We start from the raw sequence: 18,787 nt of genomic DNA, 5'->3' as shown, positions 1-18,787 counted from the left end.
GCTACTCCCCCTGGTCACGCTTGGACTCGCGCCGCTTGATCGCCTCGACGATGTCGGTCACGGTGCCGAGCCCCTCCTCGGACAGCGTCACCGCACGCAACGCCAGGTTGCGCACCGCGCTGTTGCGCAACGCTCCCAGCAGTTCGACCTCCTCGGCAAGGGCCCTCCCCTGTTCGTCGTCGAAGAAGTACGCGGGCGGCACCTGGAAGAACGCCGCGAGCGCTTCGAGATGCCGTTTGGTCGGGTTGTCCCGGCGGCCCGTCCGCAGTTGCCAGAGGTAGGCGGCGGAGAACGACTCGCCGGTGCTCTCCCGGCAGGCCCGTGCCACCTCTTCGTGACTGTGCTGCTCGCCGTTGGGCCGCCGGACCACCTGGAAGAGGCGGTCGATCCGGTCGGTGAGCGTGGTCGCCCGTGGTTCGGTCATCTTCACCTCCGTTAGCTGAAATGAACGACTTGTGGCGCTTTGTTCATCTAGGTTGACAGCCGGACGGCCGTCGCTCTACGGTTTCCACGTTAGCTGAGATGAATGACCAAGGGGAGTCGGTCGATCCTGGCTGACAACCAGAAGGGGGATCTCCCATGAAGAGGTTGCTGACCGCGGCCGCCCTGGTGGCGGCCGCGGTGACCATGTCGGCACAGCCCGCGCTCGCTGTGGAGACCGGAGACTTCTATGCCACCGGCATCGGCCCGTATCCGACGGACGCCATCGGCTCGGCGGAGAAGGTCGCGCGCACCTACGCGCGCAACACGGGCTGGCTGGACTCGCAGTGTTACGTCCTCGCTTCCGACGTCCGGTCGCACTTCAACTACTACAGCGCGCGCGTCCGGCTCTACTGCCAGCGCTGAAAGGGGAGAACATGAACAGAACGATCGCCCGCGCCACCGGGGCCGCCGTGGTCCTCGCGGGACTCATGACACTCGCGCCGTCGGTGGCGAGCGCCGAGGAGACCCGGGCGTTCCTCGGGACCACCGTGGAGAAGACGTCGGCCTCGGCCAAGCGGACGGCGTTGCAGCAGGCCTACGACCACGCTTCCGCCTACGGGTACACGCCGGATCAGTGCGTGATCATCCACCTGTACTCGGTGAAGATCAGTTTCGTGATGTACCGGGGTGAAGCCGGGATCCACTGTACGAAGTAGGCGGTCGGTGAAGGCCTCCTTGGGTCCCCCGAGGAGGCCTTCACCGATTTCAAGCTAGGTTGGCCGGGTGAGTCTCCTCGACGACGTGGCCGAACGCGACGGCTGGCGATGCTGGGTGTGCGACGAACCGGTCGACCCGGACATGTCGGTGAACGACCCGCGGGGCCCGAGCGTCGACAGCCGGACCGCGGACCGGAAGGCCAAGATCGCCGAGCGGCTCGCGCACCGCGGGTGCAACACCCGCAAGGGCGCCGTCAAGGTGGTCATCGCCTGGCCGGACCGTCTGCACGTGGTCGAACCCGCGCCGCTGATCACCGTCGCCGGACGGCTGGAACGCAAGGGCGGCCGCGAAATGGTCGCCCGTTGCCCGACGAAGCAGGACGCTCAAGAGGCGGCGGACTGGCTGGTGGACCGATTCTCCCGGCTCGTGCCGGGATTGCCGGTGACCGCCGCCGTCGAACCGGGCGGCGGCCAGTTCCTCGTCATCCTGGCGGCGGGCCGCCGCTGACCGGGTCCACGATCGAGGCCGGTGAAATAGCCCCATTCTCGCCTTCGCGCAAGCCCTGAACAAACCATTGTCCGAGCCGTGGCCTGCCTGTTCAGTAAGGGACGCCCGGCCGACGGCTGGGCGTTGATCGCACGAAAAGCGAGGACACCATGAGCGGAAAAGCACTACCGCGCAGACTGGTCACGATGGCGGCCGCCGCACTGATGGCCGCCGGTATCACGATCACCGGTTCCGGCACGGCCTCGGCCGTCGACTACTACTACGAACTGCCGTATCCGGCAGGCGAGGCCTACACCGTCTCCCAAGGACCGGAGGGAACCTACTCCCACACCGGCCCCTACAACGAGTACGCATGGGATTTCGCGCTCCCGGCCAACTACGAGGTGTCCGCCGCACAGGGCGGCCAGATCCTCGTCTCGGACTGGTCGCCGTACTGGCAGAACGGCATCGAGGTCATCATCCGGCACTCCAACGGCACCTGCACGCAGTACATCCACCTGAACAAGGCCATCTACAACGCGGGTACCTGGGTCCCGCAGGGCCGGGTCATCGGCTGGTCGGGCAAAACCGGCGCGGCCACCGACTATCACCTGCACTACCAGGTGATCAACTGCTCCACCCGCGTCGGCATCCGCTCCACCCTCCAGGGCTGGACCCCACCGACCGGTTCCCGCCCGGTCAGCGTCAACACCAGGGCCTGACCCCGCGGCTCCGGCAGGACACCCGTGGCGCCGCGGGTGCTCCCCCGGTCAGCCCGCCGATTTCGTGATGGTGATACGCGCCGAGCCGGTCTGTTCGTCCACGCCGTCGATCCGGAACGACGACGGTGTCACTCGCACGCGGGCCGGGCGCCGGAGCGGACGGTTGCGAATTACCGCCACAACCCGGGCACAAAACTTGAGACGAAGACGACAAATTCACCCGAAAGTGGGTACGGCGCCGCATTTCATCGGTATTTCATCGGCCCTCATTAGCGTTCGGCGCGGCAATACGACAGTGGGGAGAAACCGATGAAAAGAACCGGAGCGCGTTTGCTCGCGACCGCCGTCCTGTCCGTAGTCACCCTGGCCGGCGCGATCGCCGGTTCGGGAGCGGCACAGGCGGCACCCGCCCGCCCGGACGGCCCGTGCGGACCGGTCATGTTCGTCGTGCCGGGATATCAGGACGGCGGCGCGCAAAAGCTTCTGGACCGGGGACTCGCACCGGGCGGCGCCGACCCGGTGCGTATTCCGTATCCGAACGGCGCCGGGGACGTCAATCTGTACGCCGACGTCGACGCCGGTGTCGCCAATCTCCGGACCGCGCTCTACAACCTCTATGTCACCTACGGCTGCGACCTCGAAACGAAGGTGTACATCGTCGGGTTCAGCCTCGGCGCGCTCGTCGCGGGCACGGTGCTGGAGACCGAACCGCCCGGACGGAACATCCAGGGCGTGCTGTTCGCCGACGGGCGGCGGCAGCCCGTCGAGTCGAACTGGCCGGGTGACCCCGGCGGGCTGATCGGGCATCTGCCCGTTCCCGGTCCCGGTGGCGCCGGCTTCCGGCCGGTGGATTCCTTCCGGTACCCGACATTGAGCCTGTGCAACGGCCCCAACGCGGGCGGTGGCGCGGATCTGATCTGCTTCGGCGGCACCAATCTGGACAGCTACTTCAGCTCGCATCCGTACTACAGCTTCGAAGTGGGCAACGAGCTGAACATCCACGGCGAAGGCCCGTACCCGAACAACCTGCGCAACCGCGTCATCCCGTAACCCGCTCCACGCCCCTCCCCGGCGGGCAACGCCGGGGAGGGTTGCGCGGCCGATCGCGGTCGTGCCCTTGCGGACACGACGGTTCGGACCTTCGGGCAGCTCTGCGCCGCGACCGCCTTTCGACGCAACCCCATTCCGCTTCCGGCGTCTTCGGGAACAAAGCTTCGAACAATGGATGCGAGAGGGGCGCTGAAATGAAATTCACCGCGAAGAAGACCATCAAGACCGCCATTGCAGGCGGCGCGCTCGCGGCCACCGCACTTCTTTCCGCGTGCGGCGGGAACAATGTCGCGGGAAATGGTTCTCCGGTGAAGAACGCCGCCGTGGAACAGGCTCAGGCGGGCGGTGGTCAAGGGGCGGCCGCCGGAGGTTCCGAGAACGAGTCTTCCCCCGGAGACGTCAACTGCAGCAAGCATGGCGGCCAGGTCGGCGCCCCCGGGCGGCCGAAAATGGACCTGATCGCGGTGGCCGCCACGGACGGCACCACACCGGGCTGCACCGAGGCGTACAACGTGATCACCGAGTACTACGAGAAGCTGCCGCAGGCCGAAGGCCCCGGCGAGCGGGTGCTCGACGTCCAGGGCAGGTGGACCTGCGCCCGGCTGACGGAATCCGGGACCGAGGTGGTCTGCGGCGTGCCGAACAGCTCCCTGCAGCTGGAGACCAGGCCCGCGGGCGCGGGGAAGGCGCCCGCAGAGCAGAACCGCGAATTCCCGAACTCCACCCAGCGGGTGCAGTTCACCGGGTACGACGCGAATCTGCGGATGGTCCGCTTCCAGCTGATCACCGGCCAGGCCGACCCGGTCGACGGCAAGACCTACCGGCTTCCGCTGCAGAAGGGCGGCGAGGTGTTGAGCGCGGCCACCCTGTGCCCTGGCGAGTCGGTCACCATCGACGACGAGGGCTACGGCAGCCTGCCGTGCGGTCAGGACCAGCTGATCCAGCAGCTGCGTGAAGGTAACCCGGTGCTCGCGCTGATCAGCGTGAACGGCGCCGACCAGATCACCACGGTCAAGGAGATCTACCGCCCCTGACCAGGGAAAAGCCAGCGGGCGGCCGGATCACCCGGCCGCCCGCTTTCAGATGTTTCGAACATCTGGTGTTAACATCTGAGTATGCGGGTCCTCTTCGCCAGTCTTGCGTCGGTCGGCCACACCTATCCGCTGATCCCGCTCGCGATCGCCGCCAGGGACGCCGGGCACGAGGTGCTTTTCGCCGCCGGTGAGAACGTCCATCCGCCACTGCTCAGGAACGGCCTACGACCGTTTCGGCCGGCGGACGCCTTCTACGAGATCTACGCCGAGGACCTCGAACCGGAACTGGCGCGGCTACGGCCCGACCTCGTCGTGCACGAATGGGGGCAGCCGGGGGCGGCCGTCGCCGCGGAGCGCGCCGGGATCCCGGGGATCTGGCACGGTTTCGGCCGCATGTTCCCCGACGGGATCGGGCTTCAGCCGCCGGCGCGACCCGACCGGCCGCATCTCGACATCTGCCCGCCGTCCTTGCAGGACAAGGACTTCCTCGCGACGGCCGAACGCGTCGAACTGCGTCCCGTCCCGTTCTCCGAACCGGCGGCGCGGCTCGAAACGGCCGGGCGACCGTTGATCTACCTGACGCTCGGCACCGCGTTCGGCACGCCGGAAGTCCTCACCACGGCCATCCGGGGGCTGGCCCCGCTCGGCGCGCACGTGGTCGTCGCCTCGGGACGGATCCGCCCGGAGGAACTCGGCGCCGTCCCGGACAACGTCACGGTGCGGGCTTGGGTAGCGCAAACGGACTTGATGCCGCACGTCGACGCGGTGGTACACCACGGCGGCAGCGGCACGACGCTCGGCGCGCTCGCCGCCGGTGTCCCGCAATTGGTCCTCCCGCAGGGGGCCGACCACTTCGCCAACGCCGAAGCGCTGTGCGCCGCGGGGGCCGCGCTGAGCCTTCAGCCCGGCGATCTGAGCGCGGAAGCCGTCGCCGCGCACACACGGACCCTGCTGGGGCGGAACGCTCATCGCGACGCCGCGCGGGCGATCGCCGAGGAGATCGCCCGGATGCCCTCGCCCGACGAGGTCGCCCGCACCCTGCCGGAATGGACTCGGGCCTCGTGAGCGGCAAGGACAGTTCTGGTGGAGCCGATGTCGGCGAGTGGGGAGGATTTGGGACGTTCAGTGTCCGGAATCCTCCCCGCTCGGCATGACCTTGGGTCAGAACCCGAACAGCGCCTGCGGGATCTCGTAGTCGTCCGGCCAGGTCAGCCAGGCGACGTCGGTCGGGCCGATGGCGCAGTTGGCCACCCGCCAGGACCTCGCGTCGTCGTCGACGCTCGTTTCGCTCTTCTTCTTGAGCAGGGCGACGTAGACGTCGGACATGACGCCGTCGGCCCGGCGGTTCTCGTAGATGGTGCCGGCGTAGTACGGACGGCCTGCTTCGGCGGGACGCATCGTGCCCTGCAGGAAAACCCAGGGACCGAGCCGGTCGAGCTGTTCCACGGCCACCCGGACCTGATCGCCGAACTCCTCGTCGAGCCGGGCGGTGGCGGCCTGGAGCACCGCTTCCCGGACCGGGTCGCCGGGATTCAGCGCCACCGGAAACGGTCGTGCGGACGGGGTGTACATCAAGCTACCTCCCACTGGCGGGCGGCGACGCGAGCGATCGCGTCCGCCTGCCCGGTGCTGCTACGGCGTTCTGTCGGATCAGGTCGGCGGGGTGAGGATCTTCACGAGGCCGCCACCGCCGCCCATGCTGATCTTCTGCGAACCGTCGGGGTTGACGTTGTTCGAGCCGATGAACTGGCCATCGCCCGCGTACAGCACGACGTGCCCGCCGTTGTTCGAGATCACCACGTCGCCGGGCTTCGCCTCGGAGAGCGGCACCGACCGCCAGCCGTCCGCTTCGAGGTTGGCCGACAGACCCGCGACCGAGGCACTGGCCTGCCCCTTGTCGATCAGGCCCGCCGCCTCGAGACAGCCGGAGACGAAGTTCGCGCAGTTGACGTTGTTGGGCACCCACGACTGCATGGCGGGGAGCTCACCGCTGCCCTTGAGGTCGCCGGCGTTGCGGCCGAGGAACTTCTCCGCGATCTTCGCCGGGTTGTCGCCTCGGGCGTCGATCGGCTTGGCGGGCCTGCCGTCGCCCGGCACGCCTCCGCCGCCTCCGCCGCCACCACCGCCGCCTCCGCCACCGCCGCCGTCTCCACCGCCGTAGCTCGGCGCATTGCCGACGTTGGAGTTGACCGGCTTGGCGTGGACGCTCGACGCCGTGGTCTGGCCGTCGTCGGCGGGGATCAGCTCGAGGAAACCGCCTTCGATCTCCAGGCCGAGCGGCTTGAGGAGATCGTCGATCTGTTTCTCGGCGTCGTCCAGCGCCTTCTCGATCTCGTCCTTCTTGCCGTTCGAGTCTTTTTCGTTGAGCTGCCGGAGCCGCTCGATGTCCGACGCGGCCGCGGCGATCTCGTTGTCGTCCTCGGAACTGTTCTTCCGGCGGCGGGCCGAGTCGATCAGCTTGCGGTTGTCCGCGTCCTTGTCGTTGGCTTCCTGGGCGAGTTGTGCGACCTTCTTCTTGACCTCGTCCATGATCTCGGAGACCCGCTGGAGGATGTTCTTGGCCGCCTCGGCCTTGTCACTCACCTTGTAGCTGGCCTTGCCGAGCTTTTCGAGATGGTCGGCGACGGCGTCGGCGTCCTTGCCCTCCCAGTGGCGCAGGACGTCGTCACGGAAGACCTTGAGGTCGTCGCCGAGGTCGTTGGCCCGGGTGGCGGCTCCGCCGACCTTCCTGGCCTGGTCGTTGACCGCGCCCGAGTTGAGCTTCTGCGTCTGCTGGGCGTGCTTGTCGATGGCGTCCAGCGACTTCGGGCGGTCGTGCGACGGGTCGTCGAGCGTGCTCGGATTCCGCTCCGCGGTGGTCATCGGTAAATCCCCCTGGTTCCCGTCTTCAGTCCGATCAGTCCCGCTCGCGGCCGTTGCCTCGGAGGGTGTCGACACCCGCGGCCTCGTCGTTCCGCATCCGCTGCGCGGCGTTGGCCAGCGCGTTCGACGCGGCGTCGACGAGCTTCGCGGCGGCCGCCAGTTCGGCGTTCACACCGCGGTGGAAACCCTTCATCGTGGTCCCCGTGCTGGCCGCGTTCTTCAGGTCGCCGAAAGCGGCTCCGGGGTCGCCGTCGCCCAGGTCCTTGCCCGTGCCGGTGTAGCCGTCCTTGAGCCCGCCGACCTTCTTGGCCAGCGCGGCGATCTGCTCTGGATCGAATCGGCGAGTCATGAATGATCCTCCAGCCCGTGCTTGCCTGACCCATATTGCTCTACCGCGCACCCTATGAGTTCCCACCCACGCGTGCGCACCGTTTCCCTGAACGCGATGACGCCGTTCGTGTACACCGACGCATCCGGTCGCGCGTTGGTTCCCGGAAGATTTCCACGGCGTCCTCGGCGGGGAGATCTTACCCTCCCGGCACCCACCGGCAGGAGCCGAAGCTCACCCGGTCGGGGGCTTTGCCAGAATGGGCCGCGATGACCATCGACCGGCGCACTCGCGCCTTGAACTCCCTGTACGGCTTGACCCTCGGCGACGCGCTGGGCTCCCAGTTCTTCGTCCCCGGCAATCGCGACCACTGGGCACGGCGGCGAACACCGCCCGGCCCGTGGCAATGGACCGACGACGCCGAGATGGCGTGTTCCGTTTTCGCCGTCCTGGACCGGGCCGGCCAGATCGACCAAGACCTGCTGGCCGCGAGCTTCGCGACGCACCACGACTTCGACCGCGGGTACGGCCCGTCCATGAACCGCTTGCTGCGTCTCGTCCGCGAGGGCGGCTCGTGGCGGGAACTGGTCGCGGATCTGTTCGACGGGCAGGGCTCCTGGGGCAACGGCGCGGCGATGCGCGTCGCGCCGCTCGGCGCCTGGTTCGGCGGCGATCCCGACGAAGCCGCACGCCAGGCCGCGCTTTCGGCCGAGGTGACCCACGCCCATCCGGACGGGGTGGCGGGCGCGATCGCGGTCGCGGTCGCCGCCTCGCTGGCCACCACCCCGGAGCCGCCGTCACCGAAGGACTTCCTCGGCCAGGTGCTGCGGCGGGTGCCGCCGGGCCGCGTGCACGACGGTGTCCGCGCCGCCGTCCGCCTGGCCGACGAGCCCTCGGCCGCGATCGCCGCCCAAGAGCTGGGCAACGGCAGCCGAACCGGTGCCCACGACACGGTGCCGTTCGCCCTGTGGGCCGCGACCCGCGACCTCGACGACTACGTGCGGGCCTTCTGGACCACGGCGGGCGCCGGTGGCGACGTCGACACCACCTGCGCCATCGTCGGCGGCATCGTCGCGACCCGTGTCGGTGTCGACGGCCTGCCGCCGTCCTGGCGGGACGTTTGCGAACCGCTCCCGGATTGGGCGGGCGTCTAGGCCGTGTCCTGTAAGTCTGTTCGATGGGCTTCGTGATCCAGGTGGTTCCTGACGGTGCGGGCGGATCGGCCTCGTACCGGGTCGTACTCGGCCGCATCCACCCGTGCCGTCAGGGACCGCCTGGGCGCGAAGACCGCGAACAAGACTTGCAGGACACGGCCTAGACCAAGCCGAGCTCGCGCGCCCGGACACCGGCTTGGAAACGGGACTCGGCGCCGAGCGCGGTCATCAGCTCGGCCACCCGGCGCCGGTAGGTCCGCACGCCGAGGCCGAGGGTCCGGGCGGCGGCTTCGTCCTTGACGCCGCTGCCGAGCAGGTCCAGCACCGCGGGCGCGAGCCGCCGGATCTCGGACACCTGCGCGTCGAAGACGGCGAGATCGGTCGCCGATCGCCAGGCCGCCTCGAACAGCGACATCACCCCCTGCACGGTTTCGGGCTGGGTGATGACGCTGTAGCCGCGCTGCCCGGCGGTGAGGTCACCGGCGAGGATGACGAGCCTGCCGTCCAGGACGATCGTCTCGTTGAGGTCCTCGGTGGAGATCCGGATCCGGGCGCCGAACCGGTCGCGGACCCGCGCCAGCTCCTGCGCGGACCCCGGGTCGAGCAGCAGACCCGCCCGGTAGATCTTGCGGATCCGGATCTGGCCCGCCCGGCGCTCGGCGGCCGCGGTGAGTTCCTCCGACCGGCGATCGGCCACCCAGGTCGCGAGGTCGTTGGCCGCGCACGCCAGGTCGGTCACGGTCGAGAACAGGTGCCCGACCCGGCGGAACAGCTCTTCCTCGCCGCGCACGATCGTCACCGAATCACTCGTCCGCATGACACCGATACTGCCCCACCCGCGCGACCAGGTGGCAGGTTGTTGCCATTTCCTGACTACGGGCAGGCGCGTCACGACGCTGAGGGATATGACGAAACTTCACGACAACGCCGGCACCTGGCGGCTCGGCGATCGCACCGTCAACCGCCTCGGCCTCGGCGCGATGCGGCTGACCGGGATGCCCTGGGACGAGGCGCCCAAGAGCCGCGAGGACGCGATCACCGTCCTGCGCCGAGCGATCGAGCTCGGCGTCAACCACATCGACACGGCTTCGTTCTATTTCACGCCCAGGCGCTTGGCGAACGAGCTGATCGCCACCGCGCTGCAGCCGTATCCCGACGACCTCGTCATCACCACGAAGGTCGGCGCGGGCCGTTCCCGTGACGGCGAGTTCTCCTTCGCGCGGCCGGATCAGCTCCGTGGCCAGGTCGAGGAGAACATCCGCCAACTCGGCCTCGACCACCTCGACGTCGTCAACCTGCGCTGGGGTGCCGCGATGGGCAAGGAACCCGGCTCGATCGCCGAACATTTCGGCGCGCTGGCGGAGCTGCGCGAGGCGGGCCTGATCCGCCACCTCGGCATCTCCAACGTCGTGGCGGACCAGCTGACCGAAGCGAGGTCGATCGCCCCCGTGGTCTGCGTGCAGAACCGCTACGGCCTGACCGACCGCGAGGACGACGCCCTTCTCGACCTGTGCGGCGAACTCGGCATCGCGTTCGTGCCCTTCTTCGCCGTCACCACCTCGATTCCGGGCGCCGCCGCGACCGGCGCCGTTCCGGGCGAGGCCGAAGTCGCGAAGGTCGCCGCGGCACACGACGCGACCCCGGCACAGATCCGGCTCGCCTGGACGCTGCACCGCGGCGCGCACGTGCTCGCCATCCCCGGGACCGGCGATCCCGGGCATCTGGCGGAGAACGTCGCGGCGGGCGGCCTGCGGTTGAGTGAGGAGGAGCTGGGACTGCTGGACGGTGCCGGTCGGGAGTGAGCCCCGGTCCGGCCCCCAAGTACATGAAGGCCCCCATCCTTGCGCCTAAGTACAGGAAGGGGGCCTTCATGTACTGCAGGCACCCCAGCGGTCACCAGCGGATTCGGCGGTCCACGGCGACCCAGTTCGTTTCCCAGGTCGCCCCGCCGTCGGCCGAGAACGCCTGCTCGAACCGCGCTTCGTCCGCGCCTTGCCGGAAGACGAGGAAACGCACCTTGATCGGACGGCCGCCGAGCTGGTCGTCGCCGTGGAACTCGCCGACGCCGTCACGGAACCCGCCGTAGACCGACGGGGTGAGCAGACCGTCGCGCATGTTGACGAAGGTCAGGCTCCACCGCTGCGCCTGCGGTTCGTACAGCCGCAGGTTGAGCGCGTCGATCCGCCCGTCCGGACCCGAAACCTCGAATTCGAGGGCGTTCGCCCGCCGGTCCATGAGCGGGCGCACGGTGCTGGTGCCCGCGAACTGGAGCCACTGGTCCGCGGATTCCGAAAGCGGCTCCGCGAGCACCCGCACCGTGGAGCGCCAGGTGCCGATCTCCCAGTCGAACGCCCGCTGGGGATCGGTGCCCGAGGTCGACGCGTCGCCCGACGCCGCCGTCGCGATCAGCATCAGGGCCGAAAGGCCCACTGTCAGGATTCGTTTGTATGGCACGGTCATGGTCCGAACTATCCGAGCGGAGGACGACCATGGACAAGAAGGCACCTCCGGGTAACCTTCCGCGCCCCAACCCGCTGCCCGGCTGTCCGATGGCCGCGGCGTTCGCCGCGATCGGCGGGAAATGGAAACTGACGCTGCTCTACTGGCTCGCCCACGGCGAATCCCATTTCGCCGGCCTCCGCCGCCGGGGCGCCCCCATCACGCCCAAGGTGCTGGCCGAACAGCTGCGCGAGCTCGAAGCCGACGGACTCGTCGAACGCGTGGTGACCGGGCCGGTCCCGGCGCGCGTCATCTACCGGCTCACTCCTTACGGGGCCACGGTTCTGCCGGTGGTCGAGGGAGTCAGGGTCTGGGGCGAGGCGCATCTCGAACGCACCCGTGGTGATGCCGCGCCGAACGCCGCGATGGGCTGCGCCGACGCGATCGGATAGCGATCTCGCGTGATCGAAGACGCATCTCGCGTGATTGAACGGCGATCACGCGTGATCAGACGGCGCACACGAATTCACCGCGCTCCGGCCCGGCGGGCGGCGGTGGCAGTGGCGAGGGTCTGCAGGACCTCCTGGGTGGCGGCGAGGTCGATGCAGGCGTCCGTGATGGACTGGCCGTAGGTGAGCGGCCGGTCGGGGTGGAGGTCCTGGCGGCCTGCCTGGAGGTTGGATTCGAGCATGACACCGACGATGCCGCGCTGACCGTTCTTGATCTGTTCGGCGATCTGGTCCGCGACGATGGCCTGCCGGAGATGGTCCTTGCGGCTGTTGTCGTGGCTGGCGTCGACCACGACCCGGCGGGGCAGGCCCGCGTTCTGCAGCGTGGTGAGCGCCGCGCGGACGGACGCCGGGTTGTGGTTCGGCGCGCTGTTCCCGCCGCGCAGCACCAGGTGGCAGTCCGGGTTGCCGACGGTGTGCAGGATCGCGGGCAGGCCGCTGGGGTCGACGCCGGGGACGACGTGCCGGGCCTCGGCGGCACGGATCGCGTCGACCGCGACGGTGACGTCGCCGTCGCGGCGGTTCTTGAAGCCGACCGGCATGGACAGGCCGCTGGCCAGCATTCGGTGGTTCTGGCTTTCCACGGTGCGCGCGCCGATCGCGCCCCACGAGACGGTGTCGGCGAGGTACGCCGGGATGGTGGTGTCCAGCCATTCACACGCGGCGGGCAGACCGCCCTCGGCGAGTTCGAGGAGCAGGTCCCTGGCGATGCGCAGCCCGCGGTTGACGTCGCCGGTGCCGTCGAGGTGCGGATCGTTGATGAGCCCTTTCCAGCCGCCGACCGTACGCGGCTTTTCGAAATACACGCGCATGACGACCAGGAGCTCGTCGACGAAACGGCCGGCGAGGGCGGCGAGCCGGTCGGCGTATTCGAGCGCCGCGGCGGGGTCGTGGATGGAGCAGGGCCCGGCGATCACGAGCAGCCTGTCGTCCGTGCCGTCGAGGACGCGGAGGACGTTCTCCCTGCCCTGGCGCACCGTGTCGGCCGCGGTCGCGCTGAGCGGCAGTTCGTGGTGCAGCAGGGCGGGCGTGACCAGCGGGACCATCCGGTCGATGCGCTGGTTGTCGAGTTCGACCGTGGCGATGGTTGTCATCACAGATATCCAGGGTTTCTGCCGGCACCGGGTGCGGGAAAGCCGGGGTTTCCCGCTCCGGCCGGCGGTCTCGGGTGATCTAAGAAGCAGGCCCGGCATTTACTCGAGCGAGAATTCTCTTACCCCGAATCTTCCACCATCCGCCACGCGGAACAATGGTCCAACCCGAATTCAGCGACCGGTCCAGATCGGATCCCGTTTCTCGGCGAAGGCACGCGCGCCTTCGCTCGCGTCCGCACTCACCCGTCGCCGTTCTTCCCACGGATACGAGGTTTTGAACGCCTCTTCGAGCGGGAGATCGAGCGACCGCAGCGCGGCCTCTTTGATCGCCCGAACCGAAAGCGGAGCGGCGCGCACCAGGTCGTCCGTCCATTCGGCGACGCGCCGATCCAATTCGGCGAACGGGACGACCTCGTTGACAAGGCCGTGGTGCAGCGCCGTCGCCGCGTCCATTCTGCGCCCGGTCAGCAGATATCCCATCGCCACTTTCTGCGGAAGCTGGCGCGGCAACCGGAATACACCGCCCGCCCCGGCGATCAGCCCGAGACGGACCTCCGGCAAGCCGAAGACCGCTTCGTCGGAAGCGATGACGATGTCGCACGCGAGCACCAGTTCGAAGCCGCCGCCCAGCGCGTAGCCGTGCACGCGCGCGACCACCGGTTTGGACAGCGTGAACCGGTCGGTCAGGCGGGGATGACCCGGCTGACCGCTGCTGCCGAACGTCGACGCCTCGACGCCTTCCTCGGTCAGCCGCGCGCGTTCCTTCAGGTCCTGCCCGACAGAGAACGCGCGCTCTCCCGCACCGGTCAGGACCACCGCCCTGACGTCGTCGTCGGCTTCGACGTCGTCCCAGATCCCGGCGAGTTCCGCGTGCATCCGCCGGTCCATCGCGTTCAGCGCCTCGGGCCGGTCCATCGTCACGTAGGCGACGTGATCCTTCTTCTCGTACCGGACCCCGTTCATCGCGAGCCCACCGCGAAGCCGTCCACCTTGCCGATCACGTCCGCGCCGTAGATGCGCAAAGCCTGCTGCAGCGCGAATTCGGCCAGGTACCGCCGGAATTCCTCCGGAGGTTCCTCGGCGAGGTTCAGCATGCGCCGGTTGGCGACCACGGCTTCCCCGTCGAGCCGGGCGAGCGCGCTGTCGATGGCCGCGTCCATCTCCTCCGGCCGCACGACCTCGTCGACGATCGACCGGGCGTCCGGCTCGTCCGCCCGGAGCTTGCGGCCGCCGAGGATCACCTGCCGGGCCACGCGCGGCCCGGCGATCCGGGAAAGCCGGAAGTTGGACACCCCCGGGATGATCCCCTCCTTGGCCGCGGGCAGGCTGAAGTAGGCGTCGGACGCCGCCAGCACGTGGTCGAAGACCAGCAGCAGCTGGGTCCCGCCGCCGATGGCGAAGGAATCGACGGCCGCCATCCAGGGCTTGTCGGTGAACCGGGAATGCCAGGAATCCTCCGTCAGGAGACCGCGGAAGATCTTCTGGATATAGCCCGTTTCCCGCCGCAGCAGGAAATCCACCAGCGGGATGTCGCCGGAGCTGAGCTTCTTGAGGTTGATCCCCGCGCAGAACACCCGGCGCCCCAGATAACGGGGATGGCTCATCACCCCGCCCCGCAGCAGTCCCACCCGGACGGACGGGTCGAGCAGCACGAGGTCGACCGCGGTCTCCATGTCGTCGACCTGCTGGGCGTCCTCGGCGTTCAGGCAGTCGTCGCGGCACAGGGTCAGCTGCGCGACGCCGTCTCGGCGCTCCAGCCGGACGGCCTCCATCTCCACGAGCCCGGTCTCGCGGAACTCGGGCAACAGCCGCTGAGCCCTGGCGGTGGGCCGGAGCATGGCGTCGAGCAGATGCGGGCCGGCCTTCGGCGCACGCAGGATCCCGCGCAGGAAGATGCCCTGGTCGATCTCGCGCCCTTCCTTCTCCGCCTGCGGCCGCGAACGCTCGGCCGCCATCTGCTCCTCCGACGGCACCAGACCGGGAAAGGCGAGCGCGGCGGCCCGGACGAGTTCGTCGATCCGCAGGTACCGCGTCCGGCCGCCGGTGAGTTCGGCGTAGATCTCTTCGGCGTGCGCCTCGACGAACGCCGCGCGCATCGTCCGGACGTCGTCGTCGACCCGGTGGGCCTCCCCCGCCAGGGCCCGGAGGTCGAGCCCTGGCGAAAGAGCGGTTCGATCCGTCGTCACGACTTGGCTTCCCGCCGCAGGGCCCGGTCCGCCGCGGCCAGATGGGAACCGAGCGCCTCTTCGAAGGTGGTCGAGCCCGCCTCGAAGATCAGCTGCCGCCGGATCGCCGTCTCGGCGCCGTCCATGACACCGTCCAGCTCGGCCAGTGTCTTCGCCGGATCCTCGGACACCTCGTCGATCAGGTCGAGGGCGAGCGCGCGGTCCGTGCCGATCGGGGCCCCGAGCAGCACGGCCCGCCGGATGCCAGCCGCTCCGGCCTGCTTGGTGAGCCGGTACACGGTCATTCCCGGCCAGGTACCACCGCCCGCCGAGGCGAGCCGCAGCGTGGTGCCCGGTTCCGCGATCCGGATGTCGGCGGCGAGGAGGAGATCCAAGGCCGTTCCGGCGCATTCGCCCGACGCCACCGCGGCCGTGAGCCTGCCGAGGCGTTCGAACCGGCGCACGACCCGCTCCCATTTGGACACCAGCCCGACCGCCAGCCCCTTCGCCCAGTCGGCGGGCGGGGCACCCGTGACGTGGATGGTGACCGGTCCCGGTTCACGCTGGTCCTCGGCTCGATCGCAGAGCGCGTCGATCTCCTCGACGGCCGCGGCGGACAGCGGACGGGATCCGTCGAAGCGCAGCACCAGTTCGCCCTTGATTTCGTTACGCGTCACCATTGAATAAGCGCCATTTCGATTGTGGAGCCAGGCCCCATGGTCATGAGCACGCCGTAGTCCCCCGGGCGGGCGACGTCTTCGTCGGCGAGCCGCTCGTAGGAGAAAAGGAAGGAGCCGCTGGAGAGGTTCCCGTAGTCGCGGAGCACACCGGTGGTGTGGCGCACGTCGTACCGGCTCAGGCCGAGATTGACGACGACGGCGTCGATCACCTTCTTCCCGCCCGAATGCACCAGCCAGTGGCCGATGTCGCTGCGGCGCAGGCCCGTCCCGGACAGCAGCCGGTCGATGACGATTTCGGCGTGCGCGCCGACCACGTAGGGAATCTGCGGGTCGAGGAAGAAACTGAACCGGTCCTGGTCACGGTCCCAGTCGTAGCGCATCGCGTCGACCGCGTCGGTGATGATGTAGCTGGCGAATTTCAGGACGCGCGGACCCGGCACGCGCCCGTCACCGGAAACGAGCGCGAGCGCCGCGGATCCGTCGCCGAAAAGACTGTTGACCACCGCGGTCCGCATCGTGCCGTCCAGCGCGTAGGCGGCGGAACACGCCTCGCTGCACAGGACGACGCCGAGTTCGCCGGGGTGCGCCGCGGACCAGCCCGAGACCACGTTGAGCGCGTTGAGACCGGCGTTGCAGCCCATGCCGACGATGTCCGAACGGCTGCAATGCGGGTCGATACCCATTTCCCGGATGACGAGCGCGCTCAGACCGGGCGTCAGGAAGCCGGTCGAGGTGACACAGCACAGGTGACGCAGATCGGAAAGCGTCGCTCCCGCCGACTTCAGGCAGGCTTCCAAGGCGCGGCAACCCATGTCGACGGCGATCTTCTTGTGCTTGTCGAGGAGGTCGCCCTGCGGTTCGGTCGCGCGTGCGCCGCCGGGACCCTCCGGCGGCAAGGTGAGGAAACGCCGGTCGATGGCGCTGTTCAGGAAGACCGAGCGGATCTTCGGATCCTCGATGTCGAGGATCTCCAGAAGTTCGGACTGCGAGTAGGACGACGCGGAGACCGCGGTCCCGACACCGGCGAACCTGGTGATCTCGGTGAGTCCGGTGAGGACGGAAAGCTCCTCTGCCGGTTCGATGATGGCAGTCATCGGTACATCCACCCCCATGTTCTGAGCTTGCTACGAAGCAGCTGCTTGAACTGCGCAGCGGGCATTGGTCTCACCTTTCGCGGATCTCAGTGGACATTTCCGAAATTAGGCTTCGCCGATCTCGGCGGTCAACGCGTCCAAGACGATTCGGGACCGGTTGTTCGTGTCGCGAAAGCCACTTTCGGGACATCTGGTGTCCTGAAAGTGGCTTTCGCGACATCCGGCGGGCGACCGTCTCAAGTGGACCGAGCGAGCGTCACGGGCGACGGTAGATCGTCATGGAGTGGCCCACTCTCTCGATCGGCGTGCTGCCGGCGATCAGCGAGCCGAGGTCGCCGCCTTGGCCGCTTCCGACGGCCCCTCCCCCGCCCATGGGATCGGCGAACGCACCGAGGACCGCGGAGTCCGAAACGGCGAGCACGCCGTGTACCTGGTCCTCGGGCACCGTGAGCGGATCGGCGGCATCGATGCCGTAGTAGGACGGCAGACCGCTTCCCTGGTAGACGAGCCAGGTCCGCTCGCCCGCGTAGCCCTGTTTCAATCGGTCCGCCAGCCGGCCCAGATCCTGCCCCCAGTCGACGTTCGAGTCCAGCAGGTACCGGTGCGTGTTCTCCGGGCCGCCGAACGCCTCGTTGGAATACGGGAGGTAATAGGGGAACGTCATCAGCGAACTGACCGCGGCGAAGGCCACCACGACCACCGCGGCGATCTTCACCCACCGTCGGCGCACGACGACCACCGCGGCCGCGGCGACGGCCAGGAACATCGGCGCGAAGGCCAGGTAGCGCACACCGTTGTCGCGGACGATGACCATGGCCGTGGCCATCAGCAGCGCCGTCGGGACGAGGACGTACGGCGCCGCCGGGCGCAGGCGCCGGACCGACAGCAGCACGGCGGCGCCCGCCAGCCAGATCGCCAGCGCGCCCAACGGTGTCTTCACCAGCAGCGCGGCGGGCCCGTAGTACCAGAGCGAACCCGTGTAATGCCTGCCGAACAGGAAGTTGTGCCACACATGGTCTTCGAGTTCGAACTGGAAACGCATCCCGTCCCGCAACGGCTGCGGGAACGGCAGCCAGTCGACGAAGGTGCGCATCCCGTGCAGGGGTTGCATACCCGACGGCGTCTCCCAGCGCAGGCTCGGATCCACGACGAGGTACGACGCCCACACCACGGCGATCGCGATCAGCCCCATCCCGGCTCCCGCCAGCACACCGCGTCCGATCAGCAGGGCCGGGCTCTTCAGGTCGAGCCCGCGGGCGCGGCGGGCGTGCCAGACGGACAGCACGGCCAGCGGGATCAGCACCGGAACCACCACCAGGGAAAGCACTTTCGTGGCCGTGGCCGCGCCGAGGGCGAGTCCGGCGAGCGGGAGGTAGAGGCCGGGGCGGCGCCGGGCACGCCACACCAGCCAGACCGACGTCAGCAGGAAACCGGCGACCGGCACGTCGAGGGTGGCCAGTGATCCGTGCGCGATGACGTCGGGCGAGAACGTGAACAAGGTGAGCGCCAGCAACCCGCCCGCGCGGCCGGCCAGATCGGAGGCGAACGCGAAGACGACCAGCCCGAACATCAGCGTCAGCAGGATCACCGGGAGCCGGGCGAACAGCATCAGCCGGTCCGGATCGTTGCCCGCTTCGTAGACGACGTGCTTGCCGAGTTCCCACTCGTGGCCGGTGAAGCCGGGAGCGATCTTCGGATCGGTGAAGGCCACGCCGGTCGCGATGATCAGCTTGCCCAGCGGTGGATGCTCGGGGTTGTACCGCAGGCTGTGCTCTTCGAGGTAGACCACCGCGGTGCCGACGTAGACCGGCTCGTCGATGGTCGGGGACTGTTCCACGGCGGTCGTGATCATCGCGATCGCCATCTGCGTGAGCAGGGCGATCACCACGCCCGCGTAAAGCCACCGCTGGTGCCTTCGCACCCAGCCGAGGAATGCGTTCTCGTTCGTAGGGTCCACTGACGGCTGAAGGCCATCGGTCGTCAAGTTCGGCGTCCTTCCCCCGGCGGGCCGGTGCATCCGGCCCGCCCTG

General features: G+C 68.8%; 22 protein-coding genes. 10 read left to right on the top strand and 12 right to left on the bottom strand.

All coding sequences use genetic code 11. From position 1 onward, the window contains the following. Position 1: 1 nt before the first annotated feature. The gene (locus ACIBTM_RS22795; RefSeq protein WP_016331913.1) at positions 2–424 is read right to left on the bottom strand and encodes a helix-turn-helix domain-containing protein; all 423 of its coding nucleotides are present in this window, start codon (positions 422–424) and stop codon (positions 2–4) included. A gap of 155 nt (positions 425–579) precedes the next feature. Here ACIBTM_RS22795 and ACIBTM_RS22790 point away from each other — a divergent pair, with 155 nt between their 5' ends. The 7 genes from ACIBTM_RS22790 (at position 580) to ACIBTM_RS22760 (ending at position 5,497) form a co-directional block, all read left to right on the top strand. After that, positions 580–846, top strand: coding sequence for a hypothetical protein (locus ACIBTM_RS22790; RefSeq protein WP_395879085.1), 267 nt, complete (start codon positions 580–582; stop codon positions 844–846). Positions 847–857: 11 nt separating this feature from the next. Then, positions 858–1,139 (top strand): hypothetical protein, encoded by a 282-nt coding sequence (locus ACIBTM_RS22785; protein WP_240595116.1) that lies wholly within the window; start codon positions 858–860, stop codon positions 1,137–1,139. A 67-nt stretch (positions 1,140–1,206) separates the two neighbouring features. After that, positions 1,207–1,647 (top strand): hypothetical protein, encoded by a 441-nt coding sequence (locus ACIBTM_RS22780; protein ID WP_037346462.1) that lies wholly within the window; start codon positions 1,207–1,209, stop codon positions 1,645–1,647. Between the two features lie 149 nt (positions 1,648–1,796). After that, positions 1,797–2,348 carry a M23 family metallopeptidase gene (locus ACIBTM_RS22775; RefSeq protein WP_395879084.1) on the top strand — a complete coding sequence of 184 codons (552 nt, stop codon included), beginning with the start codon at positions 1,797–1,799 and terminating at the stop codon, positions 2,346–2,348. 309 nt (positions 2,349–2,657) lie between these two features. Beyond that, on the top strand, positions 2,658–3,398 hold the full coding sequence (locus tag ACIBTM_RS22770; protein ID WP_395879083.1) for a hypothetical protein: 741 nt from the start codon (positions 2,658–2,660) through the stop codon (positions 3,396–3,398). A 194-nt stretch (positions 3,399–3,592) separates the two neighbouring features. Continuing rightward, the gene (locus ACIBTM_RS22765; RefSeq protein WP_395879082.1) at positions 3,593–4,432 is read left to right on the top strand and encodes a hypothetical protein; all 840 of its coding nucleotides are present in this window, start codon (positions 3,593–3,595) and stop codon (positions 4,430–4,432) included. Positions 4,433–4,513: 81 nt separating this feature from the next. After that, on the top strand, positions 4,514–5,497 hold the full coding sequence (locus ACIBTM_RS22760; RefSeq protein ID WP_395879081.1) for a glycosyltransferase: 984 nt from the start codon (positions 4,514–4,516) through the stop codon (positions 5,495–5,497). 96 nt (positions 5,498–5,593) lie between these two features. Here ACIBTM_RS22760 and ACIBTM_RS22755 read toward each other — a convergent pair whose 3' ends face one another. The 3 genes from ACIBTM_RS22755 to ACIBTM_RS22745 form a co-directional block, all read right to left on the bottom strand. Continuing rightward, on the bottom strand, positions 5,594–6,004 hold the full coding sequence (locus ACIBTM_RS22755) for a hypothetical protein (RefSeq protein ID WP_395879080.1): 411 nt from the start codon (positions 6,002–6,004) through the stop codon (positions 5,594–5,596). Positions 6,005–6,082: 78 nt separating this feature from the next. After that, a complete protein-coding gene (locus ACIBTM_RS22750) occupies positions 6,083–7,294 on the bottom strand; it encodes a peptidoglycan-binding protein (protein WP_395879079.1) in 1,212 nt (403 codons plus the stop codon). A 34-nt stretch (positions 7,295–7,328) separates the two neighbouring features. Further along, complete coding sequence (locus tag ACIBTM_RS22745) at positions 7,329–7,643, bottom strand: hypothetical protein (RefSeq protein ID WP_395879078.1); 315 nt, start codon at positions 7,641–7,643, stop codon at positions 7,329–7,331. Between the two features lie 248 nt (positions 7,644–7,891). Between ACIBTM_RS22745 and ACIBTM_RS22740 the strand changes: the two genes are divergently transcribed. After that, positions 7,892–8,776: an ADP-ribosylglycohydrolase family protein gene (locus tag ACIBTM_RS22740; RefSeq protein ID WP_395879077.1), complete on the top strand. Its 885-nt coding sequence runs from the start codon at positions 7,892–7,894 to the stop codon at positions 8,774–8,776. Between the two features lie 160 nt (positions 8,777–8,936). Here ACIBTM_RS22740 and ACIBTM_RS22735 read toward each other — a convergent pair whose 3' ends face one another. Continuing rightward, positions 8,937–9,593, bottom strand: coding sequence for a DNA-binding response regulator (locus ACIBTM_RS22735; RefSeq protein ID WP_395879076.1), 657 nt, complete (start codon positions 9,591–9,593; stop codon positions 8,937–8,939). Positions 9,594–9,681: 88 nt separating this feature from the next. On the opposite strand from ACIBTM_RS22735, the gene ACIBTM_RS22730 reads away from it, so the two are divergent. After that, positions 9,682–10,578 carry an oxidoreductase gene (locus tag ACIBTM_RS22730; RefSeq protein WP_395879074.1) on the top strand — a complete coding sequence of 299 codons (897 nt, stop codon included), beginning with the start codon at positions 9,682–9,684 and terminating at the stop codon, positions 10,576–10,578. A 91-nt stretch (positions 10,579–10,669) separates the two neighbouring features. Here ACIBTM_RS22730 and ACIBTM_RS22725 read toward each other — a convergent pair whose 3' ends face one another. Then, positions 10,670–11,236: a hypothetical protein gene (locus tag ACIBTM_RS22725; protein WP_395879073.1), complete on the bottom strand. Its 567-nt coding sequence runs from the start codon at positions 11,234–11,236 to the stop codon at positions 10,670–10,672. Positions 11,237–11,265: 29 nt separating this feature from the next. On the opposite strand from ACIBTM_RS22725, the gene ACIBTM_RS22720 reads away from it, so the two are divergent. Beyond that, positions 11,266–11,667, top strand: a complete 402-nt coding sequence (locus ACIBTM_RS22720; RefSeq protein WP_395879072.1) for a winged helix-turn-helix transcriptional regulator — start codon at positions 11,266–11,268, stop codon at positions 11,665–11,667. Between the two features lie 74 nt (positions 11,668–11,741). Here the strand turns inward: ACIBTM_RS22720 and ACIBTM_RS22715 are convergent, their stop codons facing one another. The 6 genes from ACIBTM_RS22715 to ACIBTM_RS22690 form a co-directional block, all read right to left on the bottom strand. After that, the gene (locus ACIBTM_RS22715) at positions 11,742–12,818 is read right to left on the bottom strand and encodes a 3-deoxy-7-phosphoheptulonate synthase (RefSeq protein ID WP_395879071.1); all 1,077 of its coding nucleotides are present in this window, start codon (positions 12,816–12,818) and stop codon (positions 11,742–11,744) included. 171 nt (positions 12,819–12,989) lie between these two features. After that, positions 12,990–13,781, bottom strand: coding sequence for an enoyl-CoA-hydratase DpgD (gene dpgD / locus ACIBTM_RS22710; protein ID WP_395879070.1), 792 nt, complete (start codon positions 13,779–13,781; stop codon positions 12,990–12,992). After that, positions 13,778–15,004, bottom strand: coding sequence for a (3,5-dihydroxyphenyl)acetyl-CoA 1,2-dioxygenase DpgC (gene dpgC, locus ACIBTM_RS22705; RefSeq protein ID WP_395879069.1), 1,227 nt, complete (start codon positions 15,002–15,004; stop codon positions 13,778–13,780). Before dpgC ends, dpgD begins: the two co-directional genes overlap by 4 nt. Beyond that, the gene (gene dpgB / locus ACIBTM_RS22700; RefSeq protein WP_395879068.1) at positions 15,001–15,663 is read right to left on the bottom strand and encodes an enoyl-CoA-hydratase DpgB; all 663 of its coding nucleotides are present in this window, start codon (positions 15,661–15,663) and stop codon (positions 15,001–15,003) included. The genes dpgC and dpgB overlap by 4 nt, the downstream gene beginning before the upstream one ends. Continuing rightward, on the bottom strand, positions 15,657–16,757 hold the full coding sequence (gene dpgA / locus ACIBTM_RS22695) for a 3,5-dihydroxyphenylacetyl-CoA synthase DpgA (protein ID WP_395879067.1): 1,101 nt from the start codon (positions 16,755–16,757) through the stop codon (positions 15,657–15,659). Before dpgA ends, dpgB begins: the two co-directional genes overlap by 7 nt. A 256-nt stretch (positions 16,758–17,013) precedes the next feature. Continuing rightward, the gene (locus tag ACIBTM_RS22690; RefSeq protein ID WP_395879066.1) at positions 17,014–18,741 is read right to left on the bottom strand and encodes an ArnT family glycosyltransferase; all 1,728 of its coding nucleotides are present in this window, start codon (positions 18,739–18,741) and stop codon (positions 17,014–17,016) included. Positions 18,742–18,787: the final 46 nt, after the last annotated feature.

This window comes from Amycolatopsis sp. NPDC049868 (assembly GCF_044461365.1).
Lineage (GTDB): Bacteria > Actinomycetota > Actinomycetes > Mycobacteriales > Pseudonocardiaceae > Amycolatopsis.
The sequence above is the reverse complement of the archived record's forward strand: the minus strand, read 5'-3'. Positions and strand labels throughout refer to the sequence as shown.